Source organism: Verminephrobacter aporrectodeae subsp. tuberculatae At4, assembly GCF_000193225.1.
Lineage (GTDB): Bacteria > Pseudomonadota > Gammaproteobacteria > Burkholderiales > Burkholderiaceae_C > Acidovorax > Acidovorax aporrectodeae.
Map to the genome: position 1 here is coordinate 1 of NZ_AFAL01000378.1, position 19,659 is coordinate 19,659.

Here is a 19,659-nt window from a genome sequence, read left to right on the forward strand (position 1 = left end):
GGAAGTGCTGCCCCCGGTGTTCACTGCGGCGTCGGTGTTGTCCTTTTGTCCGCTTCCCTTGCCGTCGTGGCTGCCGTGCGTGCTTGGCTTGACGACAGGGGGGGTGGAGGCCACGGCGGTGCGCTGGCTGCTCTTGGTGTCGTTGCCGCCTGCGGCTGCGGGGTCCCGGGGCTGGTCTGCGGAGGGATTGGGTCTGTCGTGGATGGCCTTGGAGCCGGCGTTGTCCACGGGCCGGGCGGCGTCCTTGCCGGCAGCGTTCCGAGTGCGGTCCTCCCCGGCTACTACGGGGCGGGTGTCGGTGGTCGTGGTGGCGGTGTTGCTGCCTTCGCTGACGGGGGGCGTGGCCGAGAGCAGGTCGTCGCTCACGTCGTGCATGTCCACGGTGTGGCTGTCGTCGTCTTCGCTGCCGGTCTCCGGGGTCAGGATCGCATGCCAGATGGTTCCGTCGCTGTCCACGCGCTCAAAGCCGGTCAGCACGCCGCCGTCCATGGGCAGGGAGGTCTGCCGTGTGAGGCCGGTCACTTCCTTGTCGAAGCTCAGGGCGACGGTGGTGTCCTCCCCCTCTGCGCGATGGGAGTCGGGAAAGCTGATTTCGGTCAGCTGGGGCACGGTGGGGGTCGAGAGCAGGTTGCCGTCCTGATCGGTGACTGCGCCGAGGTAGTCCCGGCGAATGATGTCGTCGATCTCTGCGCTGCCGGAGTACACGGTCAGGGTGGCGTGCCAGGTGAGGCTGCCGTCAGGGTTTGCAAAGTTGGACAGCGTGCCGCCGGAGACGGCCAGCGAGGTCCCCGCGTCCAGGCCGGGCACCACTTCGTTGAAGGTCATGGTGACGGGAAGCATGACGATGGAGGTGGTCCCGGCGGTTTTGAGTTTGGGGTCTCCGAAGGAGATGCTGTCGATCCGCGGCCACAGGGGGTCAACCGTGGAAATACCGCCCTGGGTGTCCATTGCGGCGTCGCTGTTGCTCGCCTGTCCGCTGCCCGGGTTGCCGTCGCTGTCGATGATCCGGTCCAGGTTCAGGGTGACCACGGCGCGGCTCTTTGGCGCGGGAATCGGCCTGGGCCTGGCGCTGAAAACCCAGACCAACCGGGCGTCGTGCGCCGATCCGCTCGCGTCGAACAGCTCGCCAAAAGTGGCGTGCACGCTCCCTTCATTGATGCTGTCGAAAGTCACCGCTTCGGTGAATGCGACCCTGACCTGCAAGGAATCGATTTCCTTTGTGGTCAGGTAGCCCTCGTTGTTGGAATCCGAAATAGTGATGCTTTTTACTGTAACTGCCAAGGGTATCCTCCTGATGGGTTGTGACCTGAATTTCCGTATTACGCCGTGGAAGCGGTTTGCAGCCGCAGCGCAGGGGTCATTTCCTGTCGATGGCGAAGTTTAGCTAAAGAATGTTTTGACACAGTTATGTACATCGGGACACAGCGCTGGCGCGCCTTGTGCAATCCGCTCTTGCCGTGCGCGGGCGGCAAATTTCGGCGTGGCCGGGCGGCCGGTGCCGAACACGCATGGCCTGTGCGGCGGCGGGTGGGCCGTGGCGAGGGGATACAATCCAAGGCTTTTCGCGCAACCGCGTCGCCCGACCTGTAGCCCAAGCAACAACCCTTTCGAGAACAGCCGCTGGCACCCGCGCGCGGGTGGACCGCAGGCGCGGGGCGACCGTAACCATCCGGAGAACCCAGTGCTTTTGTCTCTACAGGGAAATTCCCCGCCCGCCATCCTGGCGCTTGCAGACGGCACGGTCTTTATCGGCCATTCGATAGGCGCCAGTGGCAGCACGGTCGGAGAGCTGGTGTTCAACACCGCGCTCACCGGCTACCAGGAAATCCTCACCGACCCGAGCTACTTCCAGCAGATCGTGACGCTCACGTACCCGCACATCGGCAACTGCGGCGTCAACGGCGAAGACGTCGAGGCCGACAAGATCCATGCCGCGGGCCTGGTCATCAAAGACCTGCCGCTGCTGGCCAGCAACTTCCGCGCGACGGAGACGCTCGCGCAATACCTGGTGCGTCAGCAGACCGTTGCCATCGCCGGCGTGGATACCCGCAAGCTGACCCGTTTGCTGCGCAGCAAGGGCGCGCAGAACGGCGCCATCGTGGGCCTGGCCCCGGGGCAGGCGCTTACGCAGGAACGCATCGACGCAGCCAGCGCGCAGGCCCGGGCGGCCCCCGGCATGGAGGGGCAGGACCTGGCCCAGGTGGTGAGCACCGCGGTGCGCTACGACTGGACGCAGACCGCGTGGCGAATCGGTAGCGGCCATGGCGAACTCGGGCAGCCGCGCTGGCATGTGGTGGTCTACGACTTTGGCGTGAAGAAAAACATCCTGCGCCAGCTCGCCGAGCGCGCCTGCCGGCTGACGGTGGTGCCCGCACGAACACCCGCAGCCGAGGTGCTCGCCATGCGGCCCGACGGCGTCTTCCTGTCCAACGGCCCCGGCGACCCGCAACCCTGCGACTACGCCATCGACGCCACCCGGCAGATCATGGACAGCGGCATCCCCGTGTTCGGCATCTGCCTGGGCCACCAGATCATGGCCCTGGCCTCGGGCGCCAGGACCTTCAAGATGGACCACGGCCACCATGGCGCCAACCACCCGGTGAAGGACCTGGCCAGCGGCCGCGTGAGCATCACCAGCCAGAACCACGGCTTTGCCGTGGCCATGGAGTCGCTTCCCGCCTGCCTGCGCGCCACGCATGTCAGCCTGTTCGACGGCACGCTGCAGGGCCTGGAGCGCACCGACCGGCCTGCGTTCTGCTTCCAGGGCCACCCCGAGGCGTCGCCCGGCCCGCACGACATCGCCTACCTGTTTGACCGCTTCACCGCGCTGATGGAGAAAAACTGATGCCCAAGCGCACCGACCTCGCGTCCATCCTCATCATTGGCGCCGGCCCGATCGTCATCGGCCAAGCCTGCGAATTCGACTACTCGGGCGTGCAGGCCTGCAAGGCGCTGCGCGAGGAGGGCTACCGGGTCATCCTGATCAACAGCAACCCGGCGACGATCATGACCGACCCGGCCACGGCCGACGTGACCTATATCGAGCCCATCACCTGGCAGACGGTGGAAAAGATCATCGCGCGCGAGCGTCCCGACGCGATCCTGCCGACCATGGGCGGCCAGACCGCGCTCAACTGCGCGCTCGACCTGTGGCACAACGGCGTGCTCGACAAGTACCGGGTCGAGCTCATAGGCGCCAGCCCCGAGGCCATTGACAAGGCCGAGGACCGGCTGAAGTTCAAGGACGCGATGACCCGGATCGGCCTGGGCTCGGCGCGCTCGGGAATCGCCCACAGCATGCAGGAGGCCTGGGCGGTGCAAAGGAGCCTGGGCTTTCCTACCGTGGTCCGCCCGAGCTTCACGCTCGGCGGAACGGGCGGCGGAATCGCCTACAACCCCGAAGAGTTCGAGAGCATCTGCAAGCGCGGCCTGGAGGCCTCGCCCACGAGCGAACTGCTGATCGAAGAATCGCTGCTCGGCTGGAAGGAATACGAGATGGAGGTGGTGCGCGACAAGGCGGACAACTGCATCATCGTCTGCTCCATCGAGAACCTCGACCCCATGGGCGTGCACACCGGCGACTCGATCACCGTGGCGCCGGCGCAGACGCTGACCGACAAGGAGTACCAGATCATGCGCAACGCCTCGCTCGCGGTGCTGCGCGAGATCGGCGTGGACACGGGCGGCTCGAACGTGCAGTTCGCGCTGAACCCGAAGGACGGGCGCATGGTCGTCATCGAGATGAACCCGCGCGTCTCGCGCTCGTCCGCGTTGGCGTCCAAGGCCACGGGCTTTCCGATCGCCAAGGTCGCGGCGCGGCTCGCCGTGGGCTACACGCTCGACGAGCTCAGGAACGACATCACCGGGGGCGTGACGCCGGCGTCGTTCGAGCCCTCGATCGACTACGTGGTCACGAAGATTCCGCGCTTTGCGTTTGAAAAATTCCCCACGGCCGACAGCCGCCTGACCACGCAAATGAAGTCCGTGGGCGAGGTGATGGCCATGGGCCGCACGTTCCAGGAGTCGTTTCAGAAAGCCCTGCGCGGTCTGGAGGTGGGCGTGGACGGCATGAACGAGAAGACGCAGGACCGCGAAGTGCTCGAAAAGGAACTCGGCGCGCCCGGCCCCGAGCGCATCTGGTACGTGGGCGATGCGTTTGCCATGGGCCTGTCGGTCGACGAGGTGTACGCGCTCACCTGGATCGACAAATGGTTCCTGGTGCAGATCGAGGAACTCGTGAAGATCGAGCTGGATCTCGATCGACTGGCCGTGGAAAAGGGCGAAGGCGCATTGGCGAGCCTGGACGCCGACACGCTGCGCGCGTTGAAGAAGAAAGGCTTTTCCGACCGCCGCCTGGCGAAGCTCCTCAAGACCCGCGAAAAGGCCGTGCGCGCAGCGCGCCATGCGCTGAACCTGCGCCCGGTGTACAAGCGCGTGGACACCTGCGCGGCAGAATTTTCTACCCGCACGGCGTATATGTACTCGACCTACGAGGACGAATGCGAGGCCGCGCCGAGCAGCAACAAGAAAATCATGGTGCTCGGCGGTGGCCCGAACCGCATCGGCCAGGGGATCGAGTTCGACTACTGCTGCGTGCACGCCGCGCTCGCCATGCGCGAGGATGGCTACGAAACCATCATGGTCAACTGCAATCCGGAGACGGTATCGACCGACTACGACATGTCCGACCGCCTGTACTTCGAGCCGCTCACGCTCGAAGACCTGCTCGAGATCGTCGAAAAGGAAAAGCCCACCGGCGTGATCGTGCAGTACGGCGGCCAGACCCCGCTGAAGCTGGCGCTGGACCTGGAGGCCGAAGGCGTTCCCATCATCGGCACCAGCCCCGACATGATCGACGCGGCCGAAGACCGCGAACGCTTCCAGAAGCTGCTCGGCGCACTGGGCCTGCGCCAGCCACCCAACGCCACGGCCCGCACCGAGGCGCAGGCGCTCGAAAAAGCGGCCACGCTGGGCTACCCCCTGGTGGTGCGTCCCAGCTATGTGCTCGGTGGCCGCGCGATGGAGATCGTGCACGAGCAGCGCGACCTGGAGCGCTACATGCACGAGGCCGTGCAGGTAAGCCACGACGCTCCGGTGCTGCTCGACCGCTTCCTGAACGACGCCATCGAATGCGACGTCGATTGCCTGCGCGACGCGCAAGGCCAGACCTTCATCGGCGGCGTGATGGAGCACATCGAGCAGGCCGGTGTGCACTCGGGCGACTCGGCCTGCTCGCTGCCCCCCTACTACCTGTCCCGGGAGACGGTCGATGAGCTCAAGCGCCAGTCCGCCGCCCTGGCCGCGGGCCTGAACGTGGTCGGTCTGATGAACGTGCAGTTCGCGATCCAGGAGGTCGGTGGCCAGGATCTGATCTACGTGCTCGAGGTCAACCCGCGCGCGTCGCGCACCGTGCCCTTCGTCTCCAAGGCCACGGGAATCCCTCTGGCCAAGGTGGCCGCGCGCTGCATGGCGGGCCAGTCGCTGGCCTCGCAGGGAATCACCCGGGAAGTCACGCCGCCTTACTTCAGCGTCAAGGAGGCCGTGTTCCCCTTCGTCAAGTTCCCCGGCGTGGACACCATCCTCGGCCCCGAGATGAAGTCCACCGGCGAAGTCATGGGCGTGGGCAAGACCTTTGGCGAAGCCTTCGTGAAGAGCCAGCTCGGCGCGGGAACCCGGCTGCCCACCGCGGGCAAGGTGTTCCTCACCGTGAAGAACGGCGACAAGCCGCGCGCGGTGGAGATCGCGCGGCAACTGGCCGCGCTGGGTTTCGAGCTCGTTGCGACCAAGGGAACGGCAGCGGCCATCGAGGCTGCGGGGGTCGCGGTCCAACTGGTGCACAAGGTCACCGAAGGCCGCCCGCACATCGTCGACATGATCAAGAACGACGAGATCGTGATGGTCATCAACACGGTGGAAGAGCGGCGCAACGCAATCGCCGATTCGCGCGCGATCCGCACCTCGTCGCTGCAGGCGCGCGTGACCACCTTCACCACCATCTTCGGCGCCGAAGCCGCCGTCGAGGGCATGCGCCACCTCGACCGGCTCGGCGTGTATTCGCTGCAGGAACTGCACGCGCAACTGCTGGCCTGAGCGCCGGCAAAACGGCATAATCCGTGCCTGACCAGACACCGCCGCGCGCCCGCCGCGCGGCGGTTTCCTTTTTGCAGCCCGCCGGCGAGGCCCTGCGGATGCCCTGACCCGTGGAGACTGACAAGCATGGCCACCATTCCGATCACCAAGCGCGGCGCCGAAAAGCTCAAGGAGGAGTTGCTGCGCCTGAAAACCGTGGAGCGTCCCGCGGTGATCAGCGCAATTTCCGAGGCGCGCGCGCAGGGTGACCTGGGCGAGAACGCCGAGTACGACGCGGCCAAGGAGCGCCAGGGTTTTGTCGAAGGCCGCATTCAGGAGATCGAAAGCAAGCTGTCCGCCGCGCAGATCATCGACCCCTGCGCGCTCGACGCGGGCGGCAAGGTGGTGTTCGGCGCCACGGTGGAGTTGGAGGACGAGGCCTCCGGCGATACGGTGAAGTACCAGATCGTGGGCGAGGACGAGGCCGACCTGAAGCAGGGGCTGATCAATATCTCCAGCCCCATCGCGCGCGCGCTGATCGGCAAGCAAGAGGGCGATACGGCCGAGGTGCAGGCGCCCGGCGGAATCCACCGCTACGAGGTCGTGGCGGTCCACTACCGGTGAACGGCCCATGCGCCGCGCACCGGGCCTGCGTCGCCGCCTTCCGGCGCTGGCCGCCGCCCTGTGGTGGGGCAGCCTGAGCACCCTGGGTTTGCTGGTGGCTCCCCTGCTGTTTGCCAAGCTGCCGACGCCAGCGCTGGCAGGCGGCATGGCCGCCGAGCTGTTCGCTGCGCAAACCTGGGTGACGCTGGCCTGTGGCCTGGTGCTGCTGTTCGCTTGCAGGCCAAAGCATGCGGCGCCGTATCCATGGGCGCGGGACGCCATGGTCTGCATACTCGGGGGCATGCTGCTGGCATTGCTGAGCCAGTTTGGCGTGGCGCCGCGCATCGTGGCCCGCCAGGACCTGCGCTGGTGGCACGGCGTGGGCACGGTGATGTACGCGGTGCAGTGGTGCTGCGCTCTGGCCGTGCTGTGGCGCATTCTGGGCCAGGCTCCGGCGCCCGATGGTTTCGAGCAGCGGGGGGACGCAGCCGGCGGCACCTGAAACCGGATACCCCTGCGGGGGCGCAGAAGGGTTCTTCATTCGCGCCAGTGCTGCGCCACCCAGGGGGCGGGGCGGATGTAGCGCCAGCGGCGATTGCGCCGCCCCGCGAGCGCGTCCGGCGGATTGCATTCCCCGTGGAAGATCACGATGCGCGCAGCCGGCGGAATGCACGGCGGGCGCCAGTAGTTCGTCGGCCAGGGCGGTATGCCGTGGTATTTGAAACTCGGGCACCACGCGGCGGGCCAGTATTGCAGCTGGCCCTGCTGGTGCAGAAAGTCGGACAGATAGGCCTGCTCGTTGCGAAACCGGGCGCGTATCGCGGCGCAATGCGCGCGGAAATGCTCCAGCACGTCGGAGTGCGCGCCGAGCTCGAAGCGGTAGACCGACGAATTGCCGGTGATGCGCCAGGGGCGCTTGTAGTCGTGGATGATCAGGAACGCGCCCGGGTGGGTGAAGAATGCATCCAGACTCCCGGTGATGACCAGGTCCAGATCGAGGAACAAGGCCGTGCCCTGGAGGCCGTGCAGGTCGGCGCTGAAGGTCACGAGCTTGGTCCAGCCCCTCTCGGGAATGCCCGCAGGCAGCGCGAGCGCGGGGATGGGCAGGCACTGCACCTCGCTGCGGATGGCGCGGCTGTCGTCGGTCAGGCAGATGAAGCGGAAGTCACCCGTGAGCTGCCTGCGCACCATGGCGTAGAGCCGGTTGACGTATTCGGGGCCGTATTTCGAGCCCCATTTCATGCACAGGACATGGCGGCTGCGCGCCGGTGCTGCCTGGGGACTCATCCACTCGCCTGGCGCTTCTTGATGGATTTTTGCTTCGGCTTGGCGCGCTTGATCTGCCCGCCCGCGGTCAGGCGCTGATTGCCCAGCACGCGCAATTGCCGGATTTCCGGGCGCTGGCCGCTGCGCTTGCTGTACTTGAGCAGCCTGACGTCGCGCGGGCCGGGCATGCGGTCCTGCGCGGGTGCACGCTCCTTGACCGGCTGGGGGCGCCATAGCACCAGCAGTTTGCCGATGTGCTGGATGGGGGCCGCGTCGAGCGCGGTCGCGAGCTGCTGATACATCAGCTCGCGGGCCGCGCGGTCGTCGTGCGCGACGCGCACCTTGATCAGCCCATGGGCGTTCAGTGCGGCGTCAACCTCCCGGGTGACGGCGGCGCTCAGGCCGGCGCCGCCGATCAGGACCACGGGGTCCAGGTGGTGCGCCTGGGCGCGGTGTTCCCGGCGCTCTGCGGGAGTCAGTTGAATGGCGGGCATGCGCCGTATTATCGAGGCAGGACGAGAAGCGATGAAAGTCAAAACCAAAAGCGGGAAGGTCGACAGGGCGTGGCTGAATGAGCACGTCAACGACCCCTACGTCAAATTGGCCCGGAAAGAGGGCTACCGCGCCCGCGCCGCCTACAAGCTCCAGGAGATGGACGAGCAGCTGGGCCTGATCAGACCCGGCTACACCGTGGTCGATCTCGGCTGCACGCCCGGCGCCTGGAGCCAGTACCTGCGCAGGCGCATGGCGGCGGGCGCGGCGGGGCCGCTCGACGGCACGATCATCGCGCTGGACATCCTGCCGATGCAGCCCATCGAGGGCGTGACCTATCTGCATGGCGACTTTCGCGCGCCCGAGATGCGCGAGCGCCTGGAGCAGGCATTGAACGGCCGGGGGGTGGACGTCGTGGTGTCGGACATGGCGCCGAATCTGTCCGGCATCGGGTCCGCGGACGCGGCGCGCATGGCGCAGCTGGTGGAACTGGCGCTGGACTTCGCCTGCAAGCACCTGAAACCGGAAGGGGCGCTGGTGGCCAAGCTTTTCCACGGCAGTGGCTACAGCGATTTGGTGAGCCTGTTCCAGCAGACCTTCCAGCGGGTCAAGCCCTTCAAACCCAAGGCCTCGCGCGGCAAGTCCGCCGAAACCTTCCTGGTGGGCAGGGGCTTGGGGCCTGGAAAAGGGGCGGCTGCAACGGAGCTTGCCCGGAGCGCCTGAAAACAGCGCCGCGCAAAGTCCACGTTGCTTCGATGGTCACGCGCGCAATCCGCATGACCTCGCGGCTTGAAACACATAAAATGGGCCGCATATCTTTGCCGTGACGGTTCGTGACGGCACTTCCGTTCTATCTGCCCCCGCAACTGGAGCTCCGCTTGAACAATCAGTGGTTTTCAAAAATTGCCGTTTGGCTGGTCATCGCCATGGTGCTGTTCACGGTGTTCAAACAGTTCGACACCCGGGGATCGGCCAGTTCCGGACACATCGGGTATTCCGAATTTCTTGAAGAGGTGCGCGGCGGCCGCATCAAGAACGCCACCATTCCCGAAGGACTGAGTGGCGGCGAGATCGTCGCCACGACCACCGACGAGCGCAAGATCCGCACGAATGCGTCGGTGCTCGATCGGGGCCTCGTGGGCGACCTCCTGAACCACAACGTCAAGTTCGACGTCAGGCCCCGTGAGGAAGGCTCCCTGTTCATGACCTTGCTCGTCAGCTGGGGGCCGATGCTGCTGCTCATCGGCGTGTGGGTGTACTTCATGCGCCAGATGCAGGGCGGCGGCAAGGGGGGGGCCTTCAGCTTCGGCAAGAGCAAGGCGCGCATGCTCGACGAGAACAGCAACCAGGTCACGTTCGCCGACGTGGCCGGCTGTGATGAAGCCAAGGAAGAGGTCAAGGAGGTCGTGGACTTCCTCAAGGACCCGCAGAAGTTCCAGAAGCTCGGTGGCCGCATTCCCCGGGGCCTGCTGCTGGTCGGCCCGCCCGGTACCGGCAAGACGCTGCTCGCCAAGTCCATTGCGGGCGAGGCCAAGGTGCCGTTCTTCAGCATCTCGGGTTCCGACTTCGTGGAAATGTTCGTCGGTGTGGGCGCGGCCCGTGTGCGCGACATGTTCGACAACGCCAAGAAGAACGCGCCCTGCATCATCTTCATCGACGAGATCGACGCCGTGGGCCGCCAGCGCGGCGCCGGCCTGGGCGGCGGCAACGACGAGCGCGAGCAAACGCTCAACCAGATGCTCGTCGAGATGGACGGCTTCGAGACCAACTTGGGCGTGATCGTGGTCGCCGCGACCAACCGCCCCGACATTCTGGACTCTGCGCTGCTGCGCCCCGGCCGTTTCGATCGCCAAGTGTACGTAACGCTGCCCGACATCCGGGGCCGCGAGCAGATCCTGAACGTGCACATGCGCAAGATCCCGATCGGCCAGGACGTGGCCCCCGGAATCATCGCCCGCGGCACGCCCGGAATGAGCGGCGCCGATCTGGCCAACCTGTGCAACGAAGCCGCCCTCATGGCCGCGCGGCGCAACGCGCGCACCGTGGAGATGCAGGACTTCGAGAGGGCCCAGGACAAAATCCTCATGGGCCCCGAGCGCAAGAGCATGGTCATGCCCGAGGAGGAGCGGCGCAACACGGCCTACCACGAGTCCGGCCACGCGCTCATCGGCAAGCTGCTGCCCAAATGCGACCCGGTGCACAAGGTCACCATCATCCCCCGGGGCCGCGCCCTGGGTGTGACGCTGAGCCTGCCCGAGCAGGACCGCTACAGCTACGACCGCGAGTACATGCTCAACCGGATCAGCATGCTCTTCGGTGGCCGCATTGCCGAAGAAGTGTTCATGAACCAGATGACCACGGGGGCCAGCAATGACTTTGAGCGCGCGACCCACATCGCGCGCGACATGGTCACCCGCTACGGCATGACCGAGGCCCTGGGCCCCATGGTGTACGCCGAAAACGAAGGCGAAATCTTCCTGGGCCGCTCGGTGACCAAGACCATCAACATGAGCGAGCAAACCATGGAGAAGGTCGATGCCGAGGTGCGCCGCATCATCGACGAGCAGTACAACCTGGCGCGCCGGTTGATCGAAGCGAGCCGCGACAAGATACACGCCATGGCCCAGGCCCTGCTCGAGTGGGAGACCATCGACGCGGACCAGATCAATGACATCATGGCAGGCAAGCCGCCCCGTCCGCCCACGGACTGGGTACCCCGCACGCCGCCCTCGTCGGGGGGCGACAACTCCAGCGGTGGCACGCCTGCGGTGGCTACGGGAACCGCTCCAACAGCGGCCTGAGCGCGGGGCTCCCGGGCCCTCGCCCTCGTCGTTCGTTGGCCGGTGTTTTCTTCTCCCCGACGTTCCGGCTCCGCTTCGGCGCGGCGCCGTTTTTCGATGCATCGATGATCTGGCAGACCTCCCGCTTCTCCATTGACCTGACCCGGCCCCAGGTCATGGGCATCGTCAACGTGACGCCAGACTCCTTTGCCGATGGGGGGCGCCATGACTCCACCCCCGCGGCCCTGAGGCATTGCGAGCAACTCCTTGAGGACGGCGCCCGGATTCTCGACATCGGGGGGGAATCCACGCGCCCCGGCAGCCGGGCAGTTCCGCTGGACGTGGAACTGGCGCGCGTGCTGCCCCTGGTGCGGGACGCCGTTTCCCTGGGTGTGCCCATCTCCGTCGATACCTGCAAGCCCGAGGTCATGCAGGCGGTGCTGGATCTGGGCGCCGACATCGTGAACGACGTCTGGGCGCTGCGCCAGCCAGGGGCCGCGGCCGTCGTCGCGGCGCACCCGCGCTGCGGGGTCTGCCTGATGCACATGCACCGCGACCCGCAGAGCATGCAACTGGAGCCCATGGACGGCGATGTGTTGTCCCGGGTGCTGTCATTCCTGGAGCGATCGGCGCATGGCTTGCTCGCGCAGGGGGTCGAAAGGACGCGCATCGTGCTGGACCCGGGAATCGGCTTCGGCAAGACGGCGGAGCAGAACTTCGCTTTGCTGGCAAGGCAGTCGGCGCTCCTGGCCGCGGGCTATCCCCTGCTGGTGGGCTGGTCGCGCAAGTCGTCCCTGGGCGCGGTCACGGGACTGGACGTGGACCAGCGCATGGCGCCCAGCGTGGCTGCGGCGGTTCTGGCCGTGGAGCGCGGCGCGGCCGTTGTGCGCGTGCACGACGTGCGTGCAACGGTGGCTGCGCTGGCGGTGTGGAGCGCCATGCGGCGGGCCTGCTGATTTCAGACGACGAGAGACGACGGGCAACGGAAGAAGCACCAGGAGACGCTGCACCATGACACGCCAATACTTTGGAACCGACGGCATTCGCGGCACGGTCGGGCAGCCGCCGATCACGCCGGATTTCGTGCTGCGCCTGGCGCACGCCGTGGGCCACGTGCTGCGCCAGACGCAGGAGCGCCCCTCGGTGCTGATCGGCAAGGACACGCGCATTTCCGGCTACATGCTCGAGAGTGCGCTGGAGTCCGGGTTCAATTCTGCGGGGGTGGACGTCGTTCTGCTGGGCCCCCTGCCCACGCCCGGGGTGGCCTATCTGACCCGAGCCCTGCGCGCCAGTCTGGGGGTGGTCATCAGTGCGAGCCATAACCCGTACCCCGACAACGGAATCAAATTCTTCGGCGCGCAAGGCAGCAAGCTCTCCGATGCCTGGGAGCAGGCCGTGGAAGCGGCCCTGGGCGATCCGCCGGTGTGGGCCGACTCGGCCCGCCTGGGTCGGGCGCGGCGGCTCGACGACGCCGCCGGGCGCTACATCGAATTTTGCAAAAGCAGTTTTCCGCAGGACCTGACCCTCAAGGACCTGAAGATCGTGGTGGACGCGGCGCACGGCGCGGCCTACCAGGTGGCGCCCAAGGTGTTCCATGAACTGGGGGCCGAGGTGCTCCCGATCGGCTGTTCGCCCGACGGCCTGAACATCAACCACGGGGTGGGCGCAATGCATCCCGACGCCCTGGTGCGCGCCGTGCGGGAGCACGGCGCGGACTACGGGATCGCGCTCGATGGCGACGCCGACCGCGTGCAGATCGTGGACGCCACGGGGCGTTTGTACAACGGCGACGAGTTGCTGTATCTGATGGTCTGCGACCGCATGGGCCGGGACGAGCATGTGCCCGGCGTCGTCGGCACCCTGATGACGAACATGGCCGTCGAGGCGGCGTTGCAGGCCAAGGGCGTGCAGCTGGTGCGCACCCAGGTGGGGGACCGGTACGTGCTCGAAGAACTGGTGCGCCGCCGCTGGGTGCTGGGCGGCGAAGGCTCCGGGCATTTGCTGGTACTGGATCGCCATACCACCGGCGACGGTCTGGTGAGCGCCTTGCAGGTGCTCCAGGCCTGCGTGCGCAGCGCCTGCACGCTGGCGCAGCTGCTCGGCGGCGTCACGCTGTATCCCCAGGTGCTGCACAACGTCCGTTTGGCCCCGGGGCAGCAGGACTGGAAGTCGAACCGCGTGCTCGCAGACACCACACGGGCGGTGGAACAGGAACTCGGCGCGGCGGGCCGGGTGCTCATCCGCGCCAGCGGCACCGAGCCCTTGCTGCGGGTGATGGTCGAGGCGCGCGACGCCCAACACGCCGGCGCATGCGCGCAGCGGCTCGTGGACGCCGCGCGCGCGGGTTGATCGAAGCACCCCCCGAGAGTTGCCTGCGCATCGATCCACGCCATGCACGCGATGAGGAGCACAGCCATGCGCAAGAGAACACCATTCGCGGGACTGGTCTTGTCGGCCCTGTGGGTGCATGGCGCGGCCCAGGCGCCGGCCGCCCCGGAGCCAGCCCCGGCCGGCGCCACCGCCGAATCACGGGCCCCGCTGACCCAGGGCGAAGCCAAGGCCATGCGCGAGTTCAGGCTGCTGGACCTGAACGGCGACGGCAAGCTCAGCCGCACGGAAGTCAGGCTTTTCCCCCGCCTGGCGAACGCCTTTGACGCGGCGGACACGGACGGCGACGGCTACGTGTCGTATGCAGAAGTCCGGGAGTTCGCCGCCAAGTACCGTGCAGAACGGGAGCGCAACCGGGCCGCGCGGGAGGCCCCGGCGGCGGCGCCAGCGGAACCGCAGACCCGGCCCTGAGGGTTTTGCTGGACGGCCCCCGAAGCTGCGCGAAGGGAGCTTGAGAGCGGGCAGGCGGCGCGCCACCCACCGGGCCGGCAAAGCTTTTTGCTACACTGCGCGCCATGTTCATTCACCGCATGTTCATCACAGGTCGCAGCGACCGGGGAGCCTGGCCCTGGCGCCGGGCCGTCGCCTTGAACGCCTGATGGCACCCGGGTCCGCCCGGGAACCCGTGGCCCCCCGCCGGGGCCGTTTGAATGAACCGCAGCAACGCCCGCCAGAAGTGCCAAACACCGGGGCCCGCGTTGCTGCCTGCCGGGAGTGCTCCGCGTGATCACGGAACTTGAATTCAAAAGCCTGGCCAGCGAAGGCTACAACCGCATTCCGCTGATGCTCGAAGCCTTTGCGGATCTGGAAACCCCCCTGTCCCTGTACCTCAAGCTGGCCCATGCCCAGAACGCCGGCAGGCACAGCTTCCTGCTCGAATCCGTGGTCGGCGGCGAGCGCTTTGGCCGCTACAGCTTCATCGGTCTGCCAGCGCGCACCCTGTTGCGCGCCAGCGGCTTTGGCGCCGACGCGCGCACCGAGGTGCTGAGCGACGGCCAGGTGGTCGAATCCGCGCCGGGCAACCCGCTGGACTTCATCGCCGCGTACCAGCAGCGCTTCAAGGTCGCGCTGCGTCCCGGTCTGCCGCGTTTCTGCGGCGGGCTCGCGGGGTACTTCGGCTACGACACGGTGCGCCATATCGAGAAAAAACTCGCAAGCACCTGCCCGCCGGATACCCTGGGCTGCCCGGACATCCTGCTGCTGCAATGCGAGGAACTGGCCGTCATCGACAACCTCTCGGGCAAGCTCTACCTCATCGTCTACGCCGACCCGGCCCAGCCCGAGGCCTACGCCCGGGGCCGCAAGCGGCTACGCGATCTCCGGGAGCAACTCCGGTATTCGGTGAGCGCCCCGGTGCTCAAGGCCAGCGCAAGCCACCCGGCGCAGCGCACCTTTGCCAAGGCCGACTACCTCGCCGCCGTGGAGCGCGCCAAGGAACTGATCGCCGAGGGCGACTTCATGCAGGTGCAACTGGGCCAGCGCATCCACAAGCGCTACACCGAAGACCCGCTCTCGCTGTACCGTGCGCTGCGCTCGCTGAATCCCTCGCCGTACATGTACTTCTACGACTTTGGCGAATTCCAGGTGGTCGGCGCGAGCCCCGAGATCCTCGTGCGCCAGGAGAGCACGCCAGACGGCGCCAAGCTCACCATCCGCCCCCTGGCCGGAACCCGCCCGCGCGGCGCCACCCCCGAGAAGGACCAGGCCGCCGAGGCCGAACTCGTCAACGACCCCAAGGAGCGTGCCGAGCATGTGATGCTGATCGATCTGGCGCGCAACGACATTGGCCGCATCGCCAAGACCGGCAGCGTGAAAGTGACCGAGGCCTTTGCGGTGGAGCGCTACAGCCACGTGATGCATATCGTGAGCAACGTCGAGGGCCTGCTGCGCGACGGCGTGACGAACATGGACGTGCTGCGGGCCAGCTTCCCTGCCGGAACGCTCACCGGCGCGCCCAAGGTGCACGCCATGGAACTCATCGACCGGCTCGAACCGGGCAAGCGCGGTCTGTACGGCGGCGCCTGCGGTTATCTGAGCTACGCGGGCGACATGGACTTGGCGATTGCGATCCGCACCGGAATCATCAAGGACGGCACGCTCCACGTGCAGGCGGCCGCAGGCGTGGTGGCCGATTCGGTTCCCGAACTGGAATGGAGGGAAACCGAGCACAAGGCGCGCGCGCTGCTGCGCGCCGCCGAACTCGTCGAGGAGGGCCTGGAATGAGCCGTGACACCAGCGCAGCAGCAAGCCCGGGGAGCGCCGCATGAAACTCCTGATGATCGACAACTACGACAGCTTTACCTACAACATCGTCCAGTACCTCGGCGAACTCGGCGCCGAGGTCGAGGTGGTGCGCAACGACGCGATCACGCTGGATGGCATCGCCGCGCGCGCGCCCGAGCGCCTGGTGATCTCGCCCGGTCCCTGCTCGCCGGCCGAGGCCGGGATTTGCGTCGCCGCGGTCAGGCAATTTGCCGGCAAGCTGCCCATTTTGGGCGTGTGCCTGGGCCACCAAAGCATAGGCGCCGCGTTCGGCGGCACCATCGTGCGCGCCCGGCAGCTCATGCACGGCAAGACCAGCGTCATTCGCACCACACAAAAGGGCGTGTTCTCCGGGCTGCCCGCGCAGTTCACGGTGAACCGCTACCACTCGCTGGCCATCGAGCGCGCCAGTTGCCCGGACACGCTGGAGATCACGGCCTGGACGGAGGACGGCGAGATCATGGGCGTGCGCCACAGGACGCTGGCCGTGGAAGGCGTGCAGTTCCACCCCGAGAGCATCCTCACCGAGCATGGCCACGCCCTGCTGAAGAACTTTCTGGAGCAGCGCGCGGCCCCCGGCGCGTGATCCCGTGCACCCCCCTGACCGACGAAAGCCCCCATGCCCGATACCCAGCGACTGCCCATGCTCAGCGCCTTATTCATGGGCCTCATTGGCCTGGGCTTTGGAGGCGGGCGGCCCGCGGCGTAAAAAAACTTCAGGAGACGGCAGATGTCCATCACCCCCCAGGAAGCGTTGCAGCGCACGATCGAGCACCGCGAAATCTTCCACGACGAGATGCTGCAGCTGATGCGCATGATCATGCACGGCGAACTCTCGCCCGTCATGACCGCCGCCATCGTCACCGGCCTGCGCGTGAAGAAGGAGACCATCGGCGAGATCACCGCCGCCGCGCAGGTGATGCGCGAGTTTTCGACCAAGGTGCAGGTGCCCGAGCGCACGCATCTGGTGGACATCGTGGGCACCGGTGGCGACGGGACCAGCAGCTTCAACATCTCCACCTGCGCCATGTTCGTCGCCGCTGCGGCGGGCGCCAAGGTCAGCAAACATGGCGGGCGCAGCGTCTCGAGCCGCTGCGGCAGCGCCGACGTGATGGAGGCGCTGGGCGTGCGCATCGACCTCGCGCCGCAGGCCATCGCCCAGTGCATCGCCGAGGTGGGGATCGGTTTCATGTTTGCCCCCAGGCACCACCCCGCGATGAAGAACGTGGCCCCGGTGCGGCAGGAACTGGGCGTGCGCACGCTGTTCAACATCCTGGGCCCGCTGACGAACCCGGCCAGCGCGCCGAACATCCTGATGGGCGTTTTCCACCCCGACCTGGTCGGCATACAGGTGCGCGCGCTGCAGCGCCTGGGCGCCGAGCACGCGCTCGTGGTGTATGGCCGCGACGGCATGGACGAAGTGAGCCTGGGCGCCGCGACGCTGGTGGGCGAACTCAGGAACGGCCAGATCACCGAGTACGAAATCCACCCCGAGGACTTCGGGATCGGCATGCTCAGCAACCGTGCGCTCCGGGTCGAGACGCCCGAGCAGTCGCGCGCGATGCTGGTCGGCGTGCTCCGGGGCGACGCCGGCGCTGCGCGCGACATCGTGTGCCTGAACGCCGGCGCCGCCCTCTACGCGGCGAATGTGGTGGATACCATCGCCGCAGGCATCGTGCGTGCCCGCAGCGCCATCGATTCGGGCGCCGCGCTCGCCCGGTTGGAACAACTCGTCGTGCGCACGCACGCGCTCGCCTCCGCTGACACCCCATGAATGACATCCTGAACCAAATCCTGGCCACCAAGCACGAGGAAGTGGCCGCCGCCAAAAAGCGCATGCCGCTCGCCGCCATGCGCGCCGACGCCGAGAGCCGCATGCGCACGCGCGACTTCGAAGGCGCGCTGCGCGCCAAAATCGCGCGCAATCAAGCGGCGGTGATCGCCGAGATCAAGAAGGCCAGCCCGAGCAAGGGCGTGCTGCGCGCCGACTTCGTCCCGGCCGACATCGCGCAAAGCTACGCCGAGGGCGACGGCGCGGTGAGCGCAGCCTGCCTGTCGGTGCTGACGGACACCCGCTTCTTCCAGGGCGGCGTGGACTACCTCAAACAGGCCCGCGCCAGCTGCCCGCTGCCGGTGCTGCGCAAGGATTTCCTGATCGACCCCTACCAGGTGTACGAGTCCCGCGCCATGGGCGCGGACGCGATCCTGCTGATCACCGCCTGCCTCGACGACGCGCAGCTGGCCGACTTCGAAGCCATCGCCCGCAGCCTGGACATGGCCGTTCTGGTGGAGGTGCACGACCGGCGCGAACTGGAGCGCGCGCTCAGGCTCCGGACCCCGCTCATGGGAGTCAACAACCGCAACCTGCGCAGCTTCGAGGTCACGATCGGGACCACGCTGGACCTGCTCGGTGACATTCCGCCGGACCGCCTGCCGGTCACCGAGTCGGGAATCATTGCGCCGCAGGACGTGCAGACCCTGCGCGCCGCGGGCGTGCAGGTCTTTCTGGTCGGCGAAGCCTTCATGCGCGCGGACGACCCGGGTCTGGCGCTGGCCAAGTTGTTTGCCGGGTAGAAGCCGATGACGGCGGTTGCAAGAAAGGCATGCGCATGAGGCCCCGACGATGAATGACATGGTTCCACCTCCTCCAACCCGGCTGATGCGCGCCGACCCGGCCGACTGGCCCGTGGCGCCGGGCTGGCAGCCGCTGGTCGACGCCTTCTTTGCCGGCGCGCGCGGGCAGGCGCTGCTGGCGTTTCTCCAGGCCCGGTTGCAGGCGGGCGCGGTGATCTTTCCGCCCCGGCCGCTGCGCGCGCTCGAGCTCACGCCGCCCGAACGGGTGCGCGTGGTCATCCTGGGGCAGGACCCATACCACGGCCGCGGCCAGGCCGAGGGGCTGGCCTTCTCCGTGGCGCCCGGCGTGCCACTGCCGCCCTCGTTGAGCAATATCTTCAAGGAAATGCAGCGCGACCTGGGAACGCCCATGCCCGCCTGGCCCGAACCGGGCGGCAGCCTGGTGAAATGGGCCCGGAACGGCGTGCTGCTGCTCAACACCGGCCTCACGGTGGAAGAGGGCCAGCCCGCGAGCCACGCCGGCAAGGGCTGGGAAGATCTGACCGACGCGGTCATCCGCCATGTGGCCCAGGGCCAGCGCCCCGTGGTCTTCATGCTCTGGGGCGCGCACGCGCAGTCCAAGCGCAGCTGGATCGCGCCAGACCGCGGGCATCTGCTGCTCATGTCCAACCACCCCTCGCCGCTTTCGGCGCTGCGCCCGCCGGTGCCGTTCATGGGCAACGGCCACTTTGGCCGGGCGCGGGAGTTTCGGCTGCGGCACGGGTCGCAGGACTGAGCGCCTGTGCGGCCGCTCAGGGCGCGCCGCGCGGGCGCTCGAGCAGCATGGCGTCCCCATAGCTGAAGAAGCGGTAGCGCTGCGCGATCGCATGGCGGTAAAGCCCCATCACCTGCGCGTGGCCGGCAAAGGCGCTGACGAGCATCAGCAGCGTGCTCCTGGGCAGGTGGAAATTGGTGAGCAGCACGTCCACCACCTGGAACCGGAAGCCCGGGGTGATGAAGATGCTGGTATCGCCCGTGGTCTGCCCCGTGCGTGCCCAGGACTCGAGCGTGCGCACGGTGGTGGTGCCTACGGCGACCCGCGGGCGCCGCGCTGGCGGCAGCGCCCGAGCGCGGCCAGCGTGGCCGGGGGCACCTGGTACCACTCGCTGTGCATCTGGTGCTCGGCCAGGTTCTCGGTCTTCACGAGCTGGAAGGTGCCCGCGCCCACGTGCAGGGTGACGCCGGC

General features: G+C 67.3%; 17 protein-coding genes and 1 pseudogene. 14 read left to right on the forward strand and 4 right to left on the reverse strand.

What is annotated here, in order from left to right; genetic code table 11:
- Window positions 1–1,281 (reverse strand): Ig-like domain-containing protein (locus VTU_RS26695; protein ID WP_010103625.1); only part of this gene is annotated, 1,281 nt, incomplete at its 3' end.
- Window positions 1,282–1,681: 400 nt separating this feature from the next.
- On the opposite strand from VTU_RS26695, the gene carA reads away from it, so the two are divergent.
- The 4 genes from carA to VTU_RS0109525 all read left to right on the forward strand — a co-directional run bounded on the left by carA (window position 1,682) and on the right by VTU_RS0109525 (window position 7,174).
- Window positions 1,682–2,845, forward strand: a complete 1,164-nt coding sequence (gene carA, locus VTU_RS0109510) for a glutamine-hydrolyzing carbamoyl-phosphate synthase small subunit (RefSeq protein ID WP_029554250.1) — start codon at window positions 1,682–1,684, stop codon at window positions 2,843–2,845.
- Window positions 2,845–6,090: a carbamoyl-phosphate synthase large subunit gene (gene carB, locus VTU_RS0109515; protein WP_010103630.1), complete on the forward strand. Its 3,246-nt coding sequence runs from the start codon at window positions 2,845–2,847 to the stop codon at window positions 6,088–6,090. Before carA ends, carB begins: the two co-directional genes overlap by 1 nt.
- Window positions 6,091–6,216: 126 nt before the next feature.
- Window positions 6,217–6,693 carry a transcription elongation factor GreA gene (greA, locus tag VTU_RS0109520; RefSeq protein ID WP_010103632.1) on the forward strand — a complete coding sequence of 159 codons (477 nt, stop codon included), beginning with the start codon at window positions 6,217–6,219 and terminating at the stop codon, window positions 6,691–6,693.
- 7 nt (window positions 6,694–6,700) lie between these two features.
- Window positions 6,701–7,174: a DUF4149 domain-containing protein gene (locus tag VTU_RS0109525; RefSeq protein WP_010103633.1), complete on the forward strand. Its 474-nt coding sequence runs from the start codon at window positions 6,701–6,703 to the stop codon at window positions 7,172–7,174.
- 35 nt (window positions 7,175–7,209) lie between these two features.
- Here VTU_RS0109525 and VTU_RS0109530 read toward each other — a convergent pair whose 3' ends face one another.
- Window positions 7,210–7,959 carry a hypothetical protein gene (locus tag VTU_RS0109530; RefSeq protein ID WP_010103634.1) on the reverse strand — a complete coding sequence of 250 codons (750 nt, stop codon included), beginning with the start codon at window positions 7,957–7,959 and terminating at the stop codon, window positions 7,210–7,212.
- Window positions 7,956–8,432, reverse strand: coding sequence for a YhbY family RNA-binding protein (locus tag VTU_RS0109535; RefSeq protein WP_010103635.1), 477 nt, complete (start codon window positions 8,430–8,432; stop codon window positions 7,956–7,958). Before VTU_RS0109535 ends, VTU_RS0109530 begins: the two co-directional genes overlap by 4 nt.
- 31 nt (window positions 8,433–8,463) lie before the next feature.
- Here VTU_RS0109535 and VTU_RS0109540 point away from each other — a divergent pair, with 31 nt between their 5' ends.
- From VTU_RS0109540 to VTU_RS0109585, 10 genes are all read left to right on the forward strand, one after another.
- The gene (locus tag VTU_RS0109540; protein WP_010103636.1) at window positions 8,464–9,153 is read left to right on the forward strand and encodes an RlmE family RNA methyltransferase; all 690 of its coding nucleotides are present in this window, start codon (window positions 8,464–8,466) and stop codon (window positions 9,151–9,153) included.
- A gap of 155 nt (window positions 9,154–9,308) precedes the next feature.
- A complete protein-coding gene (gene ftsH, locus VTU_RS0109545) occupies window positions 9,309–11,231 on the forward strand; it encodes an ATP-dependent zinc metalloprotease FtsH (RefSeq protein ID WP_029554251.1) in 1,923 nt (640 codons plus the stop codon).
- A gap of 104 nt (window positions 11,232–11,335) precedes the next feature.
- A complete protein-coding gene (gene folP / locus VTU_RS0109550) occupies window positions 11,336–12,166 on the forward strand; it encodes a dihydropteroate synthase (protein WP_029554252.1) in 831 nt (276 codons plus the stop codon).
- A 55-nt stretch (window positions 12,167–12,221) separates the two neighbouring features.
- Window positions 12,222–13,559: a phosphoglucosamine mutase gene (glmM, locus tag VTU_RS0109555; RefSeq protein WP_010103639.1), complete on the forward strand. Its 1,338-nt coding sequence runs from the start codon at window positions 12,222–12,224 to the stop codon at window positions 13,557–13,559.
- Window positions 13,560–13,625: 66 nt separating this feature from the next.
- Window positions 13,626–14,009: an EF-hand domain-containing protein gene (locus tag VTU_RS0109560; protein ID WP_010103640.1), complete on the forward strand. Its 384-nt coding sequence runs from the start codon at window positions 13,626–13,628 to the stop codon at window positions 14,007–14,009.
- Window positions 14,010–14,321: 312 nt separating this feature from the next.
- Window positions 14,322–15,821: an anthranilate synthase component I gene (trpE, locus tag VTU_RS0109565; protein ID WP_010103641.1), complete on the forward strand. Its 1,500-nt coding sequence runs from the start codon at window positions 14,322–14,324 to the stop codon at window positions 15,819–15,821.
- Between the two features lie 40 nt (window positions 15,822–15,861).
- Window positions 15,862–16,446, forward strand: coding sequence for an anthranilate synthase component II (locus VTU_RS0109570; protein ID WP_010103642.1), 585 nt, complete (start codon window positions 15,862–15,864; stop codon window positions 16,444–16,446).
- 144 nt (window positions 16,447–16,590) lie between these two features.
- Window positions 16,591–17,634 (forward strand): anthranilate phosphoribosyltransferase, encoded by a 1,044-nt coding sequence (trpD, locus tag VTU_RS0109575; protein ID WP_010103644.1) that lies wholly within the window; start codon window positions 16,591–16,593, stop codon window positions 17,632–17,634.
- Window positions 17,631–18,434, forward strand: coding sequence for an indole-3-glycerol phosphate synthase TrpC (gene trpC, locus VTU_RS0109580; protein ID WP_010103646.1), 804 nt, complete (start codon window positions 17,631–17,633; stop codon window positions 18,432–18,434). The genes trpD and trpC overlap by 4 nt, the downstream gene beginning before the upstream one ends.
- Before the next feature lie 49 nt (window positions 18,435–18,483).
- On the forward strand, window positions 18,484–19,209 hold the full coding sequence (locus VTU_RS0109585) for a uracil-DNA glycosylase (protein WP_029554253.1): 726 nt from the start codon (window positions 18,484–18,486) through the stop codon (window positions 19,207–19,209).
- 16 nt (window positions 19,210–19,225) lie between these two features.
- Here VTU_RS0109585 and VTU_RS26700 read toward each other — a convergent pair.
- Window positions 19,226–19,659: pseudogene (locus VTU_RS26700) on the reverse strand (S-adenosylmethionine:tRNA ribosyltransferase-isomerase); the annotation flags it as partial.